Raw genomic sequence first — 20,074 nt, forward strand, 5'->3', positions numbered from 1 at the left:
CGCCCGCCCGTACCCGCCGCCGCGCGACGCGCACGGCGACGGCTCCGGCCGGCGCGCCCGAGGGCGCTGCCGAGCCGGTCGCCGAGGAGGCGCCCGCCGCCGCTGCGGCCGAGGCCGAGGAGACTCCGGCCGCCGCTCCCGCCCGTACCCGCCGTCGCGCCACCCGTAAGGCGACCGCCCCGGCCGGTGCGCCGCAGGCCGCCGTCGAGCCGGCCGTCGAGGCCGCGCCCGCCGAGGCTGTCGCGGCTCCGGCCGAGGAGGCCCCTGCCGCCGCGCCCGCCCGTACCCGCCGCCGTGCCACGCGTAAGGCGACGGCTCCGGCCGGTGCGCCGCAGGCCGCCGAGGCCGCCGCCGCTGAGCCGGTCGTCGAGGAGGCGCCCGCCGCCGCTGCGGCCGAGGAGGCCCCTGCCGCCGCCCCCGCTCGTTCGCGCCGCCGCGCCACCCGTAAGGCGACCGCCCCGGCGGGTGCGCCGCAGGCAGCTGAGGTCGTCGAGGCCGAGCCTGTCGTTCCTGCTGCTGTGGAGGCCGTGATCGAGGCTGAGGCTGAGGTCGAGGAGGCTCCGGCAGCCGCGCCCGCTCGTGCCCGTCGTCGTGCCACGCGTCGTGCGTCCGCTCCGGCGGGTGCGCCGCAGGCAGCTGAGGTCGTCGAGGCCGAGGCCGTCGTGCCCGCTGCTGTGGAGGCCGTGACCGAGGTCGAGGCTGAGGTCGAGGAGGCTCCGGCAGCCGCGCCCGCTCGTGCCCGTCGTCGTGCCACGCGTCGTGCGTCCGCTCCGGCCGGTGCGCCGCAGGCCGCCGAGGTCGTCGAGGCCGAGCCCGTCGTGCCCGCCGCCGTGGAGGCCGTGACCGAGGCCGAGGAGCCCGAGGCCGCCGAGGCGCGCCCTGCTCGTTCGCGTCGTCGTGCCACCCGTAAGGCGACTGCCCCGGCGGGTGCCCCGAAGGCCGCCGAGGTCGTCGTCGAGGCCCCCGAGGCAGAGGAGGAGGCGGAGGAGGCCCTGGAGGCCGCCGCCGAGCCCGTCGCCGAGGAGGCCCCGGCCCGTCCGGCCCGTACGCGTCGCCGTGCCACGCGCGCCGCCGGTGCCGCCGAGCGGCCCGCCGAGGAGCCCGAGGCCGCCGCCGAGGCGCGCCCCGCCCGTTCGCGCCGTCGTGTCGCCCCCGAGGCCGCGCCGGTCGAGCAGGCCCCCGAGGGCGGCCGTCGCCGCCGCGCCGTCCGTCCGCCGACGGCCGTCTTCCAGGCGCCGGTCTTCGCCGAGCCGATGTTCCAGACGCCGGAGACCGCTGCCGCCGCCGCTGCGGCCGAGGCCGTCGTCGAGCAGCCGGAGGAGGAGGCGGCAGCCGTCGAGCCCGTCGTCGAGGAGCGCGGCCGTCGTCGCCGTCGCCGTCGTGGCGAGCCCGCCGAGCCGGTCGCCCAGGCCGCCCCGGCGGTCGAGGAGGAGCCCGAGGCCCTGGAGGAGCAGGCCGAGGAGGCCGTCGCCGAGGACGAGGAGCTGGGCGAGCGCCCGTCGCGCCGTCGTCGTCGCGGTGGCCGCCGTCGCCGTCGTGGCGAGGCCGCCGAGACCGAGGGCGCCGAGGAGGAGCCCGAGGCTCTGGAGGAGCAGGCCGAGGAGGAGGTCGAGGACGAGGAGTCCGAGGAGGCCTACTCGTCCGCCGGCAGCCGTCGCCGTCGCCGCCGCCGTCGTCGCAGCGGTGAGGCCCTGGAGGAGCCGGGCACCGACGAGCCGGAGCGCACGGTCGTCAAGGTCCGCGAGCCGCGCGAGCGCGCCTCCCGCACCGAGGGCGGCACGGGCTTCGACGAGGTCCAGTCCATCAAGGGCTCGACCCGTATGGAGGCGAAGAAGCAGCGCCGCCGTGAGGGCCGCGAGCAGGGCCGCCGCCGGGTGCCGATCATCACCGAGGCCGAGTTCCTGGCCCGCCGCGAGGCCGTCGAGCGGGTGATGGTCGTGCGTCAGCACGGCGACCGCACGCAGATCGGTGTGCTCGAGGACAACATCCTCGTCGAGCACTTCGTCAACAAGGAGCAGGCCACCAGCTACGTCGGCAACGTCTACCTGGGCAAGGTCCAGAACGTGCTGCCGTCGATGGAGGCCGCGTTCGTCGACATCGGCAAGGGCCGCAACGCCGTCCTGTACGCCGGCGAGGTCAACTTCGAGGCGCTCGGCATGGGCAACGGCCCGCGCCGCATCGAGACCGCGCTGAAGTCCGGCCAGTCCGTGCTCGTCCAGGTCACCAAGGACCCGATCGGCCACAAGGGCGCCCGGCTGACCAGCCAGGTCTCCCTGCCCGGCCGCTACCTGGTCTATGTGCCCGAGGGCTCGATGACCGGCATCAGCCGCAAGCTGCCCGACACCGAGCGCGCGCGTCTGAAGCAGATCCTCAAGAAGATCGTCCCCGAGGACGCGGGCGTCATCGTGCGCACCGCCGCCGAGGGCGCGAGCGAGGACGAGCTGCGCCGTGACGTGGAGCGCCTCCAGGCGCAGTGGGAGGACATCAAGAAGAAGTCCAAGCAGATCTCGACGAGCGCGCCGAGCCTGCTGTACGGCGAGCCGGACATGACCGTCCGGGTCGTCCGCGACATCTTCAACGAGGACTTCTCCAAGGTCATCGTGAGCGGTGACGAGGCGTGGCAGACCATCCACGGCTATGTCTCGCACGTCGCTCCCGACCTGGCGGACCGGCTCCAGAAGTGGACGTCGGAGGTCGACGTCTTCGCCACGTACCGGATCGACGAGCAGCTTTCGAAGGCGCTGGACCGCAAGGTCTGGCTGCCCAGCGGTGGCTCGCTGGTGATCGACCGGACCGAGGCGATGGTCGTCATCGACGTCAACACCGGCAAGTTCACCGGTCAGGGCGGCAACCTCGAGGAGACGGTCACCAGGAACAACCTGGAGGCGGCCGAGGAGATCGTGCGCCAGCTGCGGCTGCGCGACCTCGGCGGCATCATCGTGATCGACTTCATCGACATGGTGCTGGAGTCCAACCGGGACCTGGTGCTGCGGCGCCTGCTGGAGTGCCTGGGCCGGGACCGTACGAAGCACCAGGTCGCCGAGGTGACGTCGCTGGGCCTGGTCCAGATGACCCGCAAGCGGGTGGGCCAGGGCCTGCTGGAGTCCTTCTCCGAGTCCTGCGTCCACTGCAACGGCCGCGGTGTGATCGTCCACATGGAGCAGCCCACCTCCGTGGGCGGCGGTGGCGGCGGCGCCGTCGGCGGCAAGCGCGGCAAGAAGAAGGGCAAGGCCGCGGCCGAGCCGGTCGTCGAGGCCGCGCCGGCCGTCGCCGAGGCTCCCGCCGAGGAGCCCGAGCTGGAGCCGGTGACGGTGGCCGAGGCGGATCTGGTGCCCACGGTCGGCGGTGAGGACGAGTGGTTCGGCAGCCCTGCCGAGGCCGAGGCGGCCGCCCGTAGCCGCGGTGGCCGTACGCGTCGCCGGGCGACCCGCAAGGCGTCCGCGCCGCGGCCGGAGGCGCAGGCCGAGCCGGAGGTCGTGGTGGTCAAGGCCGCCCCGGCCGAGCCCGCCCTGCGGCCCGAGCCCGAGGCGGCCCCCGCGCCGGTCGTCGAGCCCGAGCCCGAGGTCGTGGCCGAGGCCGCCGCGCCGGTGGCGGAGGAGGCCGCCCCGGCCCGTCCGCGCCGTCGTGCCACCCGTAAGGCGTCCGCTCCGGCGGGTTCGCCCGCCGGGACCGAGGAGTCCGCTGTGGTCGTCGTCGCCGCGCCGGAGCCCGAGGCCCGGCCGGCCGAGGAGCCCGTGGTGATGGCCGAGGCCGACGTCGAGGTGATGGCCGACGCGGAGCCCGAGGCCGCCCCCGCCAAGAAGACGGCCCGTAAGACGGCCGCCAAGAAGGCGCCGGCGAAGAAGGCGACCACGGCCAAGAAGGCGGCGGCGAAGAAGACCACCACCGCCAAGAAGGCGACGGCGAAGAAGGCGGCCACCAAGACGGCCGTCAAGAAGGCGCCCGCCAAGCGGACGGCGAAGAAGGCCGTGGCGGCCGAGCCCGCCGCGGAGGACTGAGTCACCGCCCTCGCCGGGGCGGGCCCCTGAACGGGCCCGCCCCGGCGAGGGGGTCGGTTTGACCCCCTGGTCAAGGCCCCGTAACCTTGACCGTCGGCGTCTGTGCAAACCTGTACGACGCCAAACCCCTGAGCAAACACCCCCCGGCTCTGCCGTGGGAGGCCGCTCGTCCTCCGGGACAGTCACGGGCCGCGCCCGTGCGAACGGCTGGCATCAGAGGTCCCGTTCCTAGCGAGAGAGAGTTCCGCGTGTACGCGATCGTGCGCACCGGCGGTCGTCAGCAGAAGGTTGCTGTCGGCGACGTCATCGAGGTTGACCGTATTTCCACCAGCAAGGTCGGCGACACCGTCGAGCTCTCCACGCTGCTGGTCGTCGATGGTGACGCTGTCACCAGCGACCCGTGGGTCCTGGCCGGCGTGAAGGTCCAGGCCGAGGTTGTCGACCACCACAAGGGCGACAAGATCCGGATCCAGAAGTACAAGAACAAGACCGGTTACAAGAAGCGCATCGGCCACCGCCAGCTGCACACCGCGCTGAAGATCACCGGCATCGACGCCCCGGCGAAGTAAGGGACTGAGAACACATGGCACACAAGAAGGGCGCATCGTCCACTCGGAACGGTCGCGACTCCAATGCTCAGCGGCTCGGCGTGAAGCGCTTCGGCGGTCAGGTCGTCAGCGCCGGTGAGATCCTGGTCCGCCAGCGCGGCACCCACTTCCACCCGGGCGCCGGTGTCGGTCGCGGTGGCGACGACACCCTGTTCGCGCTGAACGCCGGTGCGGTGCAGTTCGGCACCCACCGCGGCCGCAAGGTCGTCAACATCGTCCCGGCCGTCTGATCACATCTGATCAGTACGCCGTAGAGCGATGAGCGAGGGCGGACCTCGCTTCCCTGCGGGGAAGCGGGTCCGCCCTTGTCGCGTTACAACAGAGACATTCCCGCACTTTCTGCGTATCTGGAGGCACCCGCTATGACCACCTTCGTGGACCGCGTCGAGCTGCATGTCGCCGCGGGTAACGGAGGCCACGGCTGCGCCTCCGTGCATCGCGAGAAGTTCAAGCCCCTCGGTGGCCCCGACGGTGGCAACGGTGGCCGTGGCGGCGATGTGACGCTGGTCGTCGACCAGTCCGTCACCACGCTTCTGGACTACCACCACAGCCCGCACCGCAAGGCCACCAACGGCAAGCCCGGCGAGGGCGGCAACCGCTCCGGCAAGGACGGCACGGACCTGGTCCTGCCGGTCCCGGACGGCACGGTCGTCCTCGACAAGCAGGGCAACGTCCTCGCGGACCTCGTCGGCGAGGGCACCACCTACATCGCCGCCCAGGGCGGCCGCGGCGGCCTCGGCAACGCCGCGCTGGCCTCGGCCCGCCGCAAGGCCCCGGGCTTCGCGCTGCTGGGCGTGCCGGGCGACGCCCAGGACATCGTCCTGGAGCTGAAGACCGTCGCCGACGTGGCCCTGGTCGGCTACCCGAGCGCGGGCAAGTCCTCGCTGATCTCGGTGCTCTCCGCGGCCAAGCCGAAGATCGCGGACTACCCCTTCACCACCCTCGTGCCCAACCTGGGCGTGGTCACCGCCGGCGCGACCGTCTACACCATCGCCGACGTCCCCGGCCTGATCCCCGGTGCCAGCCAGGGCAAGGGCCTGGGCCTGGAGTTCCTGCGCCACGTCGAGCGCTGCACGGTGCTGGTGCACATCCTCGACACCGCGACGCTGGAGTCCGAGCGCGACCCGCTGAGCGACCTCGACGCCATCGAGGCCGAGCTCAAGGAGTACGGCGGCCTCGAGAACCGGCCGCGCCTCGTCGTCCTCAACAAGGTCGACATCCCGGACGGCCAGGACCTCGCCGAGATGGTCCGCCCCGAGCTGGAGTCCCGCGGCTTCCGCGTCTTCGAGGTCTCGGCCGTGTCCCGCCTGGGCCTGAAGGAGCTCTCCTTCGCGCTGGCCGACATCGTGGCGAAGTCGCGTGCCGCGAAGCCGAAGGAGGAGGCGACCCGAGTCGTCATCCGCCCGAAGGCCGTCGACGACGCGGGCTTCACGGTCACCCAGGAGGAGGACGGCCTCTTCCGCGTGCGCGGCGAGAAGCCGGAGCGCTGGGTGCGCCAGACCGACTTCAGCAACGACGAGGCCGTGGGCTACCTGGCCGACCGCCTCAACCGCCTCGGTGTCGAGGAGACGCTGATGAAGTCCGGTGCCCGGGCGGGCGACGGCGTGGCCATCGGTCCCGAGGAGAACGCGGTCGTCTTCGACTGGGAGCCCACGATGGCCTCCGGCGCCGAGATGCTGGGCCGCCGCGGTGAGGACCACCGCTTCGAGGCCCCGCGCCCGGCCGCGCAGCGCCGCCGCGACCGGCAGGCGGAGCACGACGAGGCGGACGAGGAGTACAAGGGCTTCGACCCGTTCGCTTAAATCTTGTTCTCAAACGCCGGAGGGGCTGCGAATGCAGCCCCTCCGGCGTTTGAGGAGCGGGGTCCGGGGCGGAGCCCCGGGAAAGAACCTCAGCCACCCCTGGCGGCGTCAGCCCCCTCCGCGGTGGCGAGACGGGGGGCCGGGATCTCCGAGGTGCGGGCCTCCATCCGGGCCCGGCGCTCGTCCGACTTCGCGGCCAGCGCCAGCGCCGCCGCGTTGAAGCGGACGATCGAGGGCGGGTCGGCCGGGCCGAGCAGCCGGACCTTCAGCTCCGCGCGTGCCGCCGCCAGGCGGTCGAGGGCGGGGTCGCGGACGGCCGCGAGGAGCGCGGGGACGCCCTCGGCGCCGGGGGTGAGGATCGTGGCCGCCCCGACGGTGGGGAAGGCCGCCCGGAACTCCTCCTCCGTCAGCCCGCTCGTATTCGCGACCGCATACGGCTTCTCGCTGATCAGGTAGTCGGAGACGACGCTGGAGACATCGCTGATCAGTAGATCGGAGCGGTTGAAGCAGCCGAAGAGCGAGGGACGGGCGTCGGTGACGACCTGGTGTTCCCACTCCGGCAGCGACGCCCAGTACGCCTCCTCCCAGGCGGCCGCGGCGGCCTCGACGGTCTCGGCGCGGCCCTTGTCCGGCGTGCCCTGGAGCAGCATGCGCTCGATCTCATCCGCGCTGTCGTGGAAGGCGCAGGTGGTGAGCCGGTCCAACTCGGCCGTACGACGGGCGAGTCGGGCGGCCGCCTCCGGCCCCGGGCAGGCGCCGGACCGTTCGGCCGCGGCCTGGCGGATCAGCGCCTGGATGCGCTGGTCGGCGCGGCCCGCGCGCGGGTCGACGGAGCCCGTCATGGGGTGCGGCTTGTACAGCAGGCGCACACCGGGGTCGGCGAGCAGGGCGCGCACGATGTTCTCCCCGGCGAGAATGACCGACGTGTTGCCGGGATTGCCGTCCCAGCCCTCCCAGGTGGGGGCGTAGAGCACGGTCAGGTACGGCCCGGCGGGCGTGCCGCAGGCGGCGGGTTCGATCGGCGCCAGCTGCGGGCGGCCCACCTCGACGATGTCCTTGTCCTCCACGCCGATGTCGGCGAGCCGGTAGCGTTCCCGGGCGGCGGGGCCCGCGACCCAGACCTCGTCGTAGGCCTTCGCGTAGGGATTGCAGCTGGAGAGCTTGTCGCTCTCGCCGTGGTTGACGAAGGCGTGCTTGATGGACGGCATGCGCAGCACCTGCGAGGTCTTACCGGAGTTGGCCGGGTGCAGCATCATCTTCAGCGAGGACTTCTCCAGGGCCATCAGATGCACGACCTTGGGGATGCAGAGCACGGGCACGTCGGTGGCCTCGATCTTCTGCATCATGAACCGCTCGCGCAGCACGATCAGCGGATTGCCGTCCAGTGCGCCCAGGGTGGAGAGCCACATGTTCGCCTGGTACGCCGAGGTCGTCCCGCCGGAGAAGTACATGCCGACGCTGGGGCGGTAGTCGGCCAGCCAGCGGTCCAGCCACTCCAGCGCCCGCGCCTCGTCGACCGGCCGGTTCCCCGGGCGCAGCCAGCCCGCCAGGTACGCCGCGCCGCCGAGGGCGAGGGCGAGCGAGGCGCTGACGCCGGCCGCGGCCCAGAACTCCTCGCCGGTGGCGGCGGCCGTCAGCATCCCGGCCGTGGCCGGGACGGCGAAGCGCAGCAGCCGGCGGCCGTGCTGACGGGCCAGCAGCCGTGGCGGCGCGGTGGTCAGCCGCAGCCCGGTGGTGTCGATGTTCCGGGTGAGGAAGGGCAGGGTGCGGCTGCGGCGGACGAGGATCGCGGTGACCTGGCAGGCCAGGTGGGCGCCGTAGAAGAGGACCAGTCCGGCGACCACGGGGGCGTAGTCGCGGGGCGCGTCGTCGCCGCCCAGGCGCGTCAGGCCGAGCAGGATCAGTATGTCGCGTTGCAGCTGCCGGACCATGACATCGAAGCGGATCTTGCCGAGCACGGCGACCAGCCCCGGGTCGCGGTGCTGGAGGACGAGATCGAGCCCGAGGGCGGCCGCCGAGGAGGAGATCAGCAGCGGGACGTCCGGCAGGAGGGCGCCGACGAGCTGGGCGACGAAGAGGGCCAGCATCGAGAGCAGCGCCGCGAGCTGTGCCGCCCGGCGGGAGGCTGTTCCGGCAGAAGGCACGGGAAGGCTCCTGGCAGAAGTGCGTGGGGGAGGGACCGTCTGTGCTCTCCGGTGAGCAGCGCGGGGTGAACGGTCGGTGACAGACCGTATGACGGTGGCAGGCCGGTGGGCAATCTTCCATCCGGCCGATCGGCCCAAAACGCCTGCGAACGGACGCAATCGTCAGACGGTAGATTTGCGGGTCCGGAACAGGCCGCCGACCGGCGGGGCATCGAGGATCACAGGGGTGTACGTACGTTGACTGGGGCAGAGCAGCCGGAGGAGGCCCGGCGGGAGGTCGTCGCGGCCCGCAGGATCGTGGTCAAGGTGGGGTCCTCCTCACTCACCACCGCGGGTGGGGGGCTGGACGCGGACCGGGTTGACGCGCTCGTTGACGCTCTGGCCAAGACTCTGGCCGCGCGGGGTGCGGGGGAGAAGGAGATAGTCCTCGTCTCCTCCGGTGCCATCGCCGCCGGCCTGGCCCCGCTGGGCCTTCCCAAGCGCCCCCGCGACCTGGCCCGGCAGCAGGCCGCGGCCAGCGTCGGCCAGGGGCTGCTGGTCGCCCGCTACACGGCCTCCTTCGCCCGCTACGGCCGCCGGGTCGGCCAGGTGCTGCTGACCACGGACGACACCAGCCGCCGGGCGCACTACCGCAACGCCCGCCGGACCCTGGACCAGCTGCTGGCCATGGGCGCGGTGCCCGTCGTCAACGAGAACGACACCGTCGCCACGGACGAGATCCGCTTCGGTGACAACGACCGGCTGGCGGCGCTCGTCGCGCATCTGGTCCGGGCCGATCTGCTCATCCTGCTCTCGGACGTCGACGGCCTGTACGACGGCGACCCCAGCATCCCGGGTACCTCCCGGATCGCCGAGGTCACCGGCGAGAAGGACCTGGAGGGGATCTCCATCGGAAGCGCGGGCAAGGCCGGCGTGGGCACCGGTGGCATGGTCACCAAGGTCGAGGCCGCCCGGATCGCCGCCGCGGCCGGCATCCCCGTGGTCCTCACCTCCGCCAGCCAGGCCGCCGACGCGCTGCGCGGGCGTTCCACGGGCACGTACTTCCACCGCACCGGCCGCCGCTCCGCCGACCGGCTGCTGTGGCTCGCGCACGCCTCCACGCCGCAGGGCGCGCTGACCCTGGACGAGGGGGCCGTGCGGGCTGTCGTCAAGGGCACCGGCTCGTTGCTGCCGGCGGGCATCGCGGCGGTCGAGGGCGAGTTCAGCGCGGGCGATCCGGTCGAGCTGCGGGACCCGGCGGGCCGGGCCGTGGCGCGCGGGCTGGTGACCTATGACGCCGGGGAGATCCCCCAGCTGCTGGGCCGCTCCACCCGCGACCTGGCGCGCGAGCTGGGCCCGGGCTACGAGCGCGAGGTCGTGCACCGCGACGACCTGGTCGTGCTGCGCGCCTGAGCGTCGCGGTTCCGGTCGCGAATGCCGTGTCACTGACGGGCGTTAGCGGCCGAAGAGAGGGTCCCGGTAAGTCCAGCCTTTCCATTGACCCTTTCCGCAAAACCGTCACGCGGCCGCCCGCCGACTGGTCAACTTTGATACACGGGGCCGTCGTCGACGGGCGGACCCACGGCACCACACGGCTCCGCCGCACGCGCGCGGAGCGGCGAGCAACAGGAGGCCGCCGGTGAGACGAGGGCGCCCGGGGGCGCTGCCCCGAGGGACGGCTGGGCGGACACTGACCAGCGTCGGGACGGCCGGGACGGACGAGTGGACGGGGGAGTGGACGGGGGAGAGGGCCGAGGGCGCCGGCGGCGGCGCGGCCTCGCGGCTGTGGCACATCACCCTCAGCGTCTCGGGTGCCGAGGCGCCGCTGGGGGAGGTCCGGCGGGCGCTGGAGCAGCTCGCCCACGACCACCCGTTCCTGCTGACCAGCCGCTACGCCAACGACCACGCCGAGATCCGCTACTGGGAGGAGGCGCGTGACCTCCACGACGCGGCGGCCGTGGCGCTGCGGCTGTGGGGCGAGCACCGTTCCACGGCCCGGCTGCCGCCGTGGGAGATCGTCGGCCTGGAGGTCATCGACCGTGAGACGTATCACCAGCGGATCGCCGAGGGCTACGGCCCGCTGCCGGCCACCCCGGTCGGGGTGCACCCCTTCTGACCGCCGCCGGCGCAACTGATCGCCGCTGATCGCCGCTGATCCTCCAGGGGTCCGCGTGGTCGCGGCCGTCCCGGAGTGTGGAATTCCGGGTGGTCGCGGCCCGCCCGGAGTTAGGCTGCGGCCATGAGCAGCGTTTTCCCCTCCCCCCTCGCCGACCCCATGCCGCAGTCCCCGGTGCTGCGAGCCGCCTACCGTGCCCGTGCCGCGGCCGCCGAGCTCGCGCCACTGCCGCGCTCGGTGAAGGACGAGGCGCTGCTGGCGATCGCCGACGCGCTGGAGGTCCGTACCCGCGAGATCGTCGAGGCCAACGCCGAGGACGTCGAGAAGGCCCGGGCCGCCGGTACGAGCGAGAGCGTGGTCGACCGGCTCACCCTCACCCCCGAGCGGGTGCGGGCCATCGCCAAGGACGTCCGCGACGTGGTGGCGCTGCCCGACCCGGTGGGTGAGGTGGTGCGCGGCTCCACGCTGCCCAACGGCATCGACCTGCGTCAGGTGCGGGTGCCGCTCGGCGTCGTCGGCATCATCTACGAGGCCCGGCCGAATGTGACGGTCGACGCCGCCGCCCTGTGCCTGAAGTCCGGCAACGCCGTGCTGCTGCGCGGCTCGTCCTCCGCGTACGCCTCCAACACCGCCCTCGTGCGGGTGATCCGCGACGCCGTGGGCGGCGCCGGGCTGCCGGCCGACGCGGTGCAGCTGGTGCCGGGCGAGAGCCGGGAATCCGTACGGGAGTTGATGCGCGCCCGGGGCATGGTCGACGTGCTCATCCCGCGCGGCGGCGCCTCCCTGATCCGTACGGTCGTGGCGGAGTCGACCGTCCCGGTGATCGAGACGGGCACGGGCAACTGCCATGTGTACGTCGACGCCGAGGCCGACCTGGACATGGCCGTGGACATCCTCATCAACTCCAAGGCCAGCCGCGTCAGCGTCTGCAACGCCGCCGAGACCCTGCTGGTGCACCGGGACATCGCCGAGCGCTTCCTGCCGCGCGCCCTGGAGGCGCTGGCGGCGGCGGGCGTGACCGTCCACGGCGACGAGCGGGTGCTGGAGCTGGCGGAGGGCTCCCCGGCCACGGTCGTGCCCGCGACGGCCGAGGACTGGGAGACCGAGTACCTCTCGTACGACATCGCCGCCGCCGTGGTGGACGACCTGGACGCGGCCGTGCGCCACATCCGGCTGTGGACCTCCGGGCACACCGAGGCGATCGTCACCACTTCCCAGGCCGCGGCCCGCCGCTTCACCCAGCTGGTGGACTCCACCACGGTCGCGGTCAACGCCTCGACCCGGTTCACCGACGGAAGCCAGTTCGGTTTCGGTGCCGAGATCGGGATCTCCACGCAGAAGCTCCACGCGCGCGGCCCGATGGGGCTGCCCGAGCTGACGTCGACGAAGTACATCGTCACGGGCGACGGCCACGTGCGCTAGCCGCGCCCGGCGGCCGGTGCGGCGGACGGCCCCTCGTGGGCCGAATTCCCGTACCGGCCGCGCGGATTGACCGGTTCGGGTCTACGCTGGACGGGTGCCGGACGACGTGGGGGGCAAGCCGTTCCCGGACGGCGAGGAGCCCGACAGCCACCGCCGTGGGGGTGCGGACGACCCGTTCGCCTCCACGGTCTTCGACGAGGATTTCGTGCGGTCCGCGACGATCCACGAACCCTCCGCGGTCGAGCGGATGCTCGCCGCCGACCGGGCCCGCGCCGAGGCCGACGCCGCGCGCTCCCGGGCCGGGGGCGGCCCCGCCGACGACGATCCGTACGACCCCTACGACGCGCGCGGCGGCCCGGCCGGGCGCCACGGCCGGCTGGACGGGCCGCGGGGCCTCGCCCGGGACCTCGACCCGGACGAGGCCTACGGCCCCTACGGGCGCTACGGCATCGCGCGCGGGCCCTACCGGGGGCACGCCCGCTGGCACCGCCCGGTGGCCTGGGTGCTCGCCGTCGTCATGGGCATAGGCGTGATCGCCCTCGCCTTCACCGCCGTCTACCGGGGCGCCTCCTCGGGCGGCCGGCAGAGCCCCGCCCCGCCGCCCGCGACCACGGGTGTGGACGTCCCGGTGGGGGAGCAGCGGGCGCCGCTGCCGTCGGTCTCGGCGGACTCCGAACCGCCGGTGGCCTCCGCCGTGCCGCCCTCCCGCTGACGCCCTGATTCCCGGGCCGAATCGGTCACCGAAAGTGATTTTCCGTCGCCCGGAAGTCGCTTTCTGTCATCCGGTGACTGATCGCAGCAGTCCTGGCCAAGGCTCGGGTCCCCCGCCCGGCCCCTTGAAATTTCGTCGGAACTTGTCGTGTACCAGGGCGTTTACCGAAGCCGCCACGGACCTACTCTTGAGATATGAACGGGCCCGGAGACCCCCCTGAGGGCACGCCCGAAGGCCCCCAGGGAGGCGGCGACGAGGAGTACCGATCCGTCGTGTTCGACGAATCGTTCGTCCGGGCTGCCCGCCTCCAGGAGTTCTCCGCCCGCGAGCGGATGGACGACCACGCCCCCGCCGTCCGCACTCGCCACGCCTGGGCCCGCGTCAGCGCCTCCCGGCAGGTCCTGCTGCTGGTCGTACTGATCGCCCTCGCCTTCGGCACGGCCGTCTACATGGGGCTGCGCCACCCGTACAAGGAGCCGAAGCCGCCCGCCGCCGAGGCACTGCGGATCGCCCTCGTCCCCCTCGCCCCCCGCGACCCGGTGCCCGGCGCCCCGGCCGCGAAGGACCTCTTCGACAACGGTCCGGCCGCACGGCTGCGCGACGGAGTCGAGGGCGTCACCCTTCCGGCCGCACGGCGCACCCAGAATTTCTCCGAGAGCCTGGTGATGGCCGCGCTCGCCACGGCCAAGGAGTACACGGTCAAGTCCGCGCTCGACCCGGGCGTGCTCGTCGGCGGCAACCAGCGGGCCGTACGGCTGCTGCTCGCCCCCTCCCAGCTGGAGCAGTTCGACCACAGCTTCAGCCGCCCCACCGACGACGGGCGGCACGCGGCCACCGGCTGGCTGATCCGCTTCGACCCGGGCCAGGTGTCCCTCGCCGACCGGACCGTCCGCAGCCAGGGCACGTTCACGGTCGTGGAGGCGTCACCGGCCGCGCTGGAGGTCTCCTCCGACCACACCTTCGTCTACGCCCTCCGCCCGGCCGCCAAGGCGGGCGCGGCGGACGTCTCGCTGTTCGTCGTACGGCGCACGATGCGCTTCCGCTTCGACCGCGACGACCTCCAGGAACACCACGTCCAGGTGCTGCAGAGCCAGACGCAGGCCGGGCCGGAGTCCTGCTCGGCCGACGACGCGTCCTTCCTGCGCCCGCTGTTCGCGGGGGAGAAGGCCGCGACGGAGGGCCCGGCGGGCACCGACCCCTACGCCACGGGCACCACGACGGCCGATCTCTGCGGCACCCTGGCGCCCTCGGCCCAGCCGACGCCGCCCAGGCACTAGACCGCGGCCGAGGCGCTAGCGGTCCGTGGTGTCGTCCCGCTCCTGCCCGCCCTTGGGGCCTCCGCCCTTGGGACCGGGCCCGCGCCCGAACAGCTTGCCGCCCAGGTCGCTCGCCCCGCCCGCGATGTCCCGCACCAGCCCCATCAGCGGGTCCTTGCTCGCCCGCACCGACTCGGCGTAGTGGTTCGCCGACTCCCGGAAGGAGTCGGTCACCGAGGTGTCCTTGTCGTCCTCGCGCCGCGCGTAGTGACCGTCCATGATCCGCTGGTAGTCGCGGCTCTCGGACCACTTCTTCAGCTCCGCCGCGCGCACGGTGGTGAAGGGGTGGCTGCGCGGCAGCACGTTCATGATCTTCAGGACGGAGTCGCGCAGATCGCCGCCGCGCTCGTACTCCTCGGCCTGGGCGAGGAACGCGTCCACGTTCATCTCGTGGAGGTGGTTGCCGCCCGCGACCTTCATCAGGCCGCGCATCGACGCCCGGGGATCCTGGCCCGCCAGCAGCCCCGCCCGGTCCGCCGACAGCTCCGACTTCCGGAACCACTCGCGCAGCGCCGTCACGATCGCCGTCACCGCCACCCCGCCCAGCGGGATCCAGGCGACCTTGACCGCGAGCTCGGTCAGGAACAGCAGGATCGTGCGGTACACCGCGTGCCCCGAGAGGGCGTGGCCGACCTCGTGGCCCACGGCCGCCCGCATCTCCTCCTCGTCCAGCAGCTCCACCAGGCCCGTGGTCACCACGATGATCGGCTCGTCCAGGCCGACGCACATGGCGTTGGGCCGGGGGTCCTGCGCGACGTACATCGGCGGGACCTTCGGCAGGTCCAGGACGGCACAGGCGTCCAGCAGCATCGCGTGCAGACGGGGGAACTGGCGCTCGCCCACCCGCACCGAGTCCGACAGGAACAGCAGCCGCAGACTGCGCTCCGGCAGCAGCCCGCTCAGCGCCTTGAACACCGTGTCGAAACCGCTCAGCTTGCGCAGCGCCACCAGGGCGGAACGATCGGCCGGATGCTCGTAGGCCCGCGAGGAGATACCGGGGAAGTGCTTGCGCTCACGGCCGGGCAGCCGCTCCGGGCCCCCGTGCACGTACTCCTGGTCGTCGCTCATCGAGACCCCCTGACGTCGGCCGGCCGCGGTCCGCACCGGGCTTTCCGGACCCCAGCCTAGGCCGTGCCACCGACATGGCTACCGTGGAGGCATGCCCGACATCACCACTCTCGCCGCCCACCCCGGACTCACCGAGGTCCTCGCCGTCTCCAAGGGCGACCAGGGCCCCGGCGCCCTCCTGCGCACCGTCCTGCTCGTCGGGATCGTGGGCATCGTCCTCGTCGCCTGGTTCCTGCTGCGGGGCTATCGCAAGTAGCCACCGGCGCACCCGCCGGCCGGCCCCGGAGACGCCCTGGCGCCGGTCCCGTCGACCCCCGCACGTGGAGTCGGCGTGAGCTCCGCATAAGGGCCCGCATACGATGTGGCAGAAGTCTCCAACCGTTAACCCGATCCCTCCCGGATAGGTTCTGCCGACGTGAACATCGCCACCGCCCACAGCGCCCTGGTCTCCCTCGCCGCCGAGGAGCACCACGTGGACAACCACGAGAGCATCAGCCCCTTCATGACCGGCGGCGCCGCCCTCGTCATCCTGCTGCTCCTGCTGTGGATCACCACCCGATTCAACCGCGACCGCTGATCCCGGCGGTCCCTGGCTAACAGGCGTGGAAACGCGCCCAGTAGGGTCTGCACGCATGGGAGAGCAGACAGGGCCCGGGAAGCGGCGGCTCGGAGTGATGGGCGGGACGTTCGATCCCATCCACCACGGTCACCTGGTCGCCGCGAGCGAAGTGGCCTCGCAGTTCCACCTCGACGAGGTGGTCTTCGTGCCGACCGGGCAGCCGTGGCAGAAGAGCCACCGCGCGGTGTCCGCCGCCGAGGACCGGTATCTGATGACGGTGATCGCCACCGCGTCCAACCCGCAGTTCTCGGTCAGCCGGATCGACATCGACCGCGGTGGCCCCACCTACACCACGGACACCCTCCGTGATCTGCGGCGGCTCAACGAGAACGCGGACCTGTTCTTCATCACCGGCGCCGACGCCCTGGCACAGATCCTGACCTGGCGGGACACCGACGAGCTCTTCTCGCTGGCCCACTTCATCGGCGTCACCCGGCCGGGCCACATACTGGCCAACCCGGGGCTGCCCGAGGACCGGGTCTCCTTCGTGGAGGTCCCCGCCCTCGCCATCTCCTCCTCCGACTGCCGCGCCCGCGTGGCGCAGGGCGATCCCGTCTGGTACCTCGTGCCCGACGGTGTGGTGCGCTACATCGACAAGCGCAAGCTGTACCGTCACGACGGCTGAACCGCACGACGGCCGGCTCCGGCCCGCCGGCCACTTAGGGGCACTGGTGAACGACCGACAGGACCCGTACGCGCACGACCCGTACGCGCAGGCGCAGGTTTATGGCTACGACGTCTACGGACAGCCGGTCTACCGGCCGGACGCCCCTGAGCGCGTGTACGACGCCTACGGTCAGCCGATCCAGCAGCAGGTGTACGGCTACGACCCGTACACCGCACAGCCCCAGCAGCCGCAGGCGGCGTACGACTCCTACGCGACGCAGACCCAGCAGGCGCAGCAGGCTCAGCAGGAGTGGATCCCCCGGCAGACGGGCCCTGTCGGCGACGGGGACCCGGAGGGGGCGGTGGCGGACGGCCGCATCCCGGAGCCCCGGCCCGCGGCCGACTCCGTACCCCCGGCCGACTCCGGACCCGGTCCCGCGCCGGAGGCGGACGCGGAGGCGGAGGCGTACCGGACCGGGCAGTTCTCCTTCATCGAGGAGCCGGACGAGGGCTCCGAGGACGTCATCGACTGGCTCAAGTTCAGCGAGAGCCGCACCGAGCGCCGCGACGAGCGCAAGCGCAAGGGCCGCAACCGCGTCGTCGCCCTCGCCGTGGTGCTCGTGCTCGCACTGGGCGGCGGCATCGGCTGGTTCCTCCTCTCCGGAGGAGAGGAGAAGAAGAACACGGCCGCCGCGACGGGCGCGCAGAAGCGGGACGTGATCGTCGTGCATCTGCGGCAGACCCAGGGCGGCGACAGCTCCACCGCCCTGCTGGTCGACAACGAGACCACCAAGAAGGCCACCACCCTCCTGCTGCCGAACTCGCTGGGGCTCACCACCAAGGAGGGCGGCACCGCCACGACGCTCGGCAAGGCCGTCCAGGACGCCGGCACCGGGGCGACCAGGGACGCCCTGAACACCCTGCTCGGCGCGGACATCAAGGGCAGCTGGCGGCTGGACACCCCCTACCTGGAGAACCTGGTCGAGCTCGTCGGCGGCATCACGGTCGACACGGACGCGACCGTGCCCGGCGCCAAGCAGAGCGACGGCCCGCTGGTCGAGCAGGGCAAGGGGAAGACCCTCAACGGCCGGGCCGCGGTCGGCTACGCCACCTACCGGGCCACCGGCGAGGACCAGGGCCGGCAGCTGGCCCGGTTCGGCCAGGTCATGCAGGCGGTGCTCCGGAAGCTGTCCACCGACCCCCAGGCGGCCACCACGACCGTGGACTCCCTGGCCCAGATCCCCGACCCCTCGCTCTCCGTCCAGCAGCTGGGCGCCTCCCTGGCGCACCTCGCCGAGAAGGCCAAGGAGGGCTCGTACGCCACCTCCGTCCTGCCCGTGAAGACGGACGGGGCGCTCGGCGGGCAGGCGGCCGACACCATGGTCAAGGACGTCCTCGGCGGTACGGTGCGCGCCACCGCCAAGGGCGCGCCGCCCCGGGTGAGCGTGAAGAACGCCACAGGCTCCGCCGCCGCGTCCGGAACGGCGCAGGTCACGCTGGTCAACGGCGGCTACACCTACGTCGACGGCGGCGCCTCGGGCACGGCGGAGGCGGCCTCCTCGGTGACCTACACGGACGACGCCCGGGCGGCCGAGGCCAAGCAGGTCGCCAGGACTCTGGGCCTGCCGGAGAAGGCCGTGCGCAAGGGCACGGGGGCGGGCAACGCGGACGTCGCCGTGGTCCTGGGCAAGGACTACAAGAGCTGAGGGCCGAAGGCCGAGGGCCGGGGCCGGGCCGGGGCCGTGGAAAAACGCCGGGAGTGCCGTCGGTGGGTCGTGAGACCCTTGAGAGGTACTGACCCTCTTTACGAAAGCATGGCTTGTGACCGCCACGGACCGCTCCATCGAGCTCATCCAGGCCGCCGCCCAGGCTGCCGCCGACAAGCTCGCGCACGATGTCATCGCCTATGACGTCAGCGACGTACTGTCGATCACCGACGCCTTCCTGCTGGCCTCGGCCCCCAACGACCGCCAGGTCAAGTCGATCGTCGACGAGATCGAGGAGCGGCTGCTCAAGGAGCTCGGCGCCAAGCCGGTGCGCCGTGAGGGCGACCGCGACGCCCGCTGGGTGCTCCTGGACTACGTCGACATCGTCGTGCACGTCCAGCACAGCGAGGAGCGTGTCTTCTACGCCCTGGAGCGGCTGTGGAAGGACTGCCCGGAGATCGAGCTGCCCGCCGACGCCGTCGCCACCCGTGGCAAGGCCGAGGAGCACAGCCGGGACCAGGCCGCCGGCGGCGACCTGGACGGAGAGCTGAGCTGAACGGCCGCCCGGGCGGCCGTGGCCGCCGGCTGGTGCTGTGGCGCCACGGCCAGACCGCGTGGAACGTGGAGCGCCGTTTCCAGGGCACCACGGACATCGAGCTGACCGGCACCGGTGTCGCCCAGGCGCGCCGGTCCGCCCGGCTGCTGGCCGCGCTGCGGCCCGACGTGATCGTCTCCTCCGACCTGGACCGCGCCAGGACCACGGCGGCCGAGCTGGCGGCCGTCACGGGCCTCACGGTCACCCACCACTCGGAGCTGCGGGAGACCTACGCGGGCGCCTGGCAGGGGCTGACCCACGAGGAGATCGCCGAGCGCTACGGCGAGCAGTACGCGGCGTGGAAGCGCGGCGAGCCCGTGCGGCGCGGCGGCGGCGAGCTGGAGACCGAGGTCGCCGACCGGGCGGCGCCGGTGGTGCTGTCGCACGCCGACAAGCTCCCCGACGGCGGCACGCTCGTCGTGGTCAGCCACGGCGGCACGATCCGCACCACCATCGGCCGGCTGCTGGGCCTGGAGTCCCGCTCGTGGGAGTCGCTGGGCGGCCTCTCCAACTGCTGCTGGTCAGTGCTGGGCGAGGGCGCGCGCGGCTGGCGGCTGCTGGAGCACAACGCCGGGACGCTGCCCGAGCCGGTGCTCGGCGACGACGACTGAGCGGCGGCCTGGGTGCCCGCCGTGGGGCCGCGGTGGCCCGATTTCACATCCGGGCAGGTCACAGGCTAAAGTTCTTCTTGTTCGCGGGGAACGCGGGGGGAAACCACCGGGGAAACCGAGAACAGCGGGGCTATAGCTCAGTTGGTAGAGCGCCTGCATGGCATGCAGGAGGTCAGGAGTTCAATTCTCCTTAGCTCCACACTTCACGACGATCCCGTCTCCCCTCCCGGGGAGGCGGGATTGTTGCTGTTCCGGCGCGGTCCCGTGGCAGAATCGGACACCCGGGAGCGAGCGGGGCCGAGGGGGAGGGGAGGAGCGCGGTCATGGGTGCTCACAGCCGGAAGTGCGACTGGTGCGGCAGCGGGACGCCGATCGTCCGCGACATGGAGCCGCTCAACTCCGCATATCAGTACTGGTGTGTGGAGTGCGCGCGGGCGCTGATCATAAAAGGCGACCCCATCGAGACCTACCGGGAGCTCGAGGGCGAGCCGATCTACGGACGACTGCTCGACGAGCACTGCGCCCTCAAGCGGTTCTACTCCTTCGTCACCGCGTGAAAATCGGTCATACCGGGGCGTTGCGGGACGCCCGATGAACCGATTTGGCAGATGGGGGGGAGGTCCGTGTAATGTAATCCGTGTCGCCAGGGAGACCGCGAGGAAAACCCCGGCGGAAAACAAAACAAGGGGCTATAGCTCAGTTGGTAGAGCGCCTGCATGGCATGCAGGAGGTCAGGAGTTCAATTCTCCTTAGCTCCACAGTGGTTGAGAGG

The 20,074-nt window shown here is 72.6% G+C and carries 18 protein-coding genes and 2 tRNA genes; 18 read left to right on the top strand and 2 right to left on the bottom strand.

Annotated features, from left to right (window positions below; genetic code table 11):
* The 4 genes from RM609_RS20940 to obgE all read left to right on the top strand — a co-directional run.
* Positions 1 to 3,998: Rne/Rng family ribonuclease (locus RM609_RS20940; RefSeq protein WP_311613022.1), on the top strand; the 3,998-nt coding region annotated here is incomplete at its 5' end.
* A 248-nt stretch (positions 3,999 to 4,246) separates the two neighbouring features.
* On the top strand, positions 4,247 to 4,567 hold the full coding sequence (rplU, locus tag RM609_RS20945) for a 50S ribosomal protein L21 (protein WP_018538042.1): 321 nt from the start codon (positions 4,247 to 4,249) through the stop codon (positions 4,565 to 4,567).
* Between the two features lie 14 nt (positions 4,568 to 4,581).
* Positions 4,582 to 4,836: a 50S ribosomal protein L27 gene (rpmA, locus tag RM609_RS20950; RefSeq protein WP_311613025.1), complete on the top strand. Its 255-nt coding sequence runs from the start codon at positions 4,582 to 4,584 to the stop codon at positions 4,834 to 4,836.
* Between the two features lie 132 nt (positions 4,837 to 4,968).
* Positions 4,969 to 6,408: a GTPase ObgE gene (obgE, locus tag RM609_RS20955; RefSeq protein ID WP_311613026.1), complete on the top strand. Its 1,440-nt coding sequence runs from the start codon at positions 4,969 to 4,971 to the stop codon at positions 6,406 to 6,408.
* Positions 6,409 to 6,497: 89 nt separating this feature from the next.
* On the opposite strand, the gene RM609_RS20960 is transcribed toward obgE, so the two are convergent.
* Positions 6,498 to 8,552 (bottom strand): hypothetical protein, encoded by a 2,055-nt coding sequence (locus tag RM609_RS20960; RefSeq protein WP_311613027.1) that lies wholly within the window; start codon positions 8,550 to 8,552, stop codon positions 6,498 to 6,500.
* A 237-nt stretch (positions 8,553 to 8,789) separates the two neighbouring features.
* Between RM609_RS20960 and proB the strand changes: the two genes are divergently transcribed.
* From proB to RM609_RS20985, 5 genes are all read left to right on the top strand, one after another.
* Complete coding sequence (gene proB / locus RM609_RS20965; protein ID WP_311613028.1) at positions 8,790 to 9,944, top strand: glutamate 5-kinase; 1,155 nt, start codon at positions 8,790 to 8,792, stop codon at positions 9,942 to 9,944.
* Positions 9,945 to 10,170: 226 nt separating this feature from the next.
* On the top strand, positions 10,171 to 10,647 hold the full coding sequence (locus tag RM609_RS20970) for a DUF8830 family protein (RefSeq protein WP_311613029.1): 477 nt from the start codon (positions 10,171 to 10,173) through the stop codon (positions 10,645 to 10,647).
* 123 nt (positions 10,648 to 10,770) lie between these two features.
* Positions 10,771 to 12,069 (top strand): glutamate-5-semialdehyde dehydrogenase, encoded by a 1,299-nt coding sequence (locus RM609_RS20975; protein ID WP_311613030.1) that lies wholly within the window; start codon positions 10,771 to 10,773, stop codon positions 12,067 to 12,069.
* Between the two features lie 94 nt (positions 12,070 to 12,163).
* Complete coding sequence (locus RM609_RS20980) at positions 12,164 to 12,781, top strand: SCO2584 family spore wall biosynthesis protein (RefSeq protein ID WP_311613031.1); 618 nt, start codon at positions 12,164 to 12,166, stop codon at positions 12,779 to 12,781.
* 194 nt (positions 12,782 to 12,975) lie between these two features.
* On the top strand, positions 12,976 to 14,058 hold the full coding sequence (locus tag RM609_RS20985; protein ID WP_311613032.1) for an SCO2583 family membrane protein: 1,083 nt from the start codon (positions 12,976 to 12,978) through the stop codon (positions 14,056 to 14,058).
* A 15-nt stretch (positions 14,059 to 14,073) separates the two neighbouring features.
* Here RM609_RS20985 and RM609_RS20990 read toward each other — a convergent pair whose 3' ends face one another.
* The gene (locus RM609_RS20990) at positions 14,074 to 15,165 is read right to left on the bottom strand and encodes a M48 family metallopeptidase (RefSeq protein ID WP_311613033.1); all 1,092 of its coding nucleotides are present in this window, start codon (positions 15,163 to 15,165) and stop codon (positions 14,074 to 14,076) included.
* 91 nt (positions 15,166 to 15,256) lie between these two features.
* Here RM609_RS20990 and RM609_RS20995 point away from each other — a divergent pair, with 91 nt between their 5' ends.
* From RM609_RS20995 to RM609_RS21035, 9 genes are all read left to right on the top strand, one after another.
* Positions 15,257 to 15,421: a hypothetical protein gene (locus RM609_RS20995; RefSeq protein WP_311613034.1), complete on the top strand. Its 165-nt coding sequence runs from the start codon at positions 15,257 to 15,259 to the stop codon at positions 15,419 to 15,421.
* Between the two features lie 159 nt (positions 15,422 to 15,580).
* A complete protein-coding gene (locus tag RM609_RS21000; protein ID WP_311613035.1) occupies positions 15,581 to 15,742 on the top strand; it encodes a hypothetical protein in 162 nt (53 codons plus the stop codon).
* Positions 15,743 to 15,797: 55 nt separating this feature from the next.
* Positions 15,798 to 16,409: a nicotinate-nucleotide adenylyltransferase gene (gene nadD, locus RM609_RS21005; RefSeq protein ID WP_311613036.1), complete on the top strand. Its 612-nt coding sequence runs from the start codon at positions 15,798 to 15,800 to the stop codon at positions 16,407 to 16,409.
* A gap of 46 nt (positions 16,410 to 16,455) precedes the next feature.
* Entirely contained in the window at positions 16,456 to 18,096 is a 1,641-nt protein-coding gene (locus tag RM609_RS21010; protein ID WP_311613037.1) for an LCP family protein, read from the top strand.
* Positions 18,097 to 18,211: 115 nt separating this feature from the next.
* Positions 18,212 to 18,652: a ribosome silencing factor gene (rsfS, locus tag RM609_RS21015; protein ID WP_311613038.1), complete on the top strand. Its 441-nt coding sequence runs from the start codon at positions 18,212 to 18,214 to the stop codon at positions 18,650 to 18,652.
* Complete coding sequence (locus tag RM609_RS21020) at positions 18,649 to 19,302, top strand: histidine phosphatase family protein (RefSeq protein ID WP_311613181.1); 654 nt, start codon at positions 18,649 to 18,651, stop codon at positions 19,300 to 19,302. Before rsfS ends, RM609_RS21020 begins: the two co-directional genes overlap by 4 nt.
* A 126-nt stretch (positions 19,303 to 19,428) precedes the next feature.
* Positions 19,429 to 19,501: transfer RNA gene (locus tag RM609_RS21025), tRNA-Ala, on the top strand.
* Positions 19,502 to 19,625: 124 nt separating this feature from the next.
* Entirely contained in the window at positions 19,626 to 19,859 is a 234-nt protein-coding gene (locus RM609_RS21030) for a hypothetical protein (protein ID WP_126914103.1), read from the top strand.
* Between the two features lie 128 nt (positions 19,860 to 19,987).
* Positions 19,988 to 20,060, top strand: a tRNA-Ala gene (locus tag RM609_RS21035).
* Positions 20,061 to 20,074: the final 14 nt, after the last annotated feature.

Origin of the sequence: Streptomyces hesseae, assembly GCF_031845785.1 — a bacterium.
GTDB classification, from domain to species: Bacteria; Actinomycetota; Actinomycetes; order Streptomycetales; family Streptomycetaceae; genus Streptomyces; species Streptomyces hesseae.

Bases quoted from the DNA above. Each gene is read 5' to 3' on its own strand.
- RM609_RS20995 (WP_311613034.1), top strand. From the start codon at position 15,257: ATGCCCGACATCACCACTCTCGCCGCCCACCCCGGACTCACCGAGGTC.
- RM609_RS20985 (WP_311613032.1), top strand. From the start codon at position 12,976: ATGAACGGGCCCGGAGACCCCCCTGAGGGCACGCCCGAAGGCCCCCAG.
- RM609_RS20990 (WP_311613033.1), bottom strand. From the start codon at position 15,165: ATGAGCGACGACCAGGAGTACGTGCACGGGGGCCCGGAGCGGCTGCCC.
- nadD (WP_311613036.1), top strand. From the start codon at position 15,798: ATGGGAGAGCAGACAGGGCCCGGGAAGCGGCGGCTCGGAGTGATGGGC.
- RM609_RS21030 (WP_126914103.1), top strand. From the start codon at position 19,626: ATGGGTGCTCACAGCCGGAAGTGCGACTGGTGCGGCAGCGGGACGCCG.
- rpmA (WP_311613025.1), top strand. From the start codon at position 4,582: ATGGCACACAAGAAGGGCGCATCGTCCACTCGGAACGGTCGCGACTCC.
- RM609_RS20975 (WP_311613030.1), top strand. From the start codon at position 10,771: ATGAGCAGCGTTTTCCCCTCCCCCCTCGCCGACCCCATGCCGCAGTCC.
- obgE (WP_311613026.1), top strand. From the start codon at position 4,969: ATGACCACCTTCGTGGACCGCGTCGAGCTGCATGTCGCCGCGGGTAAC.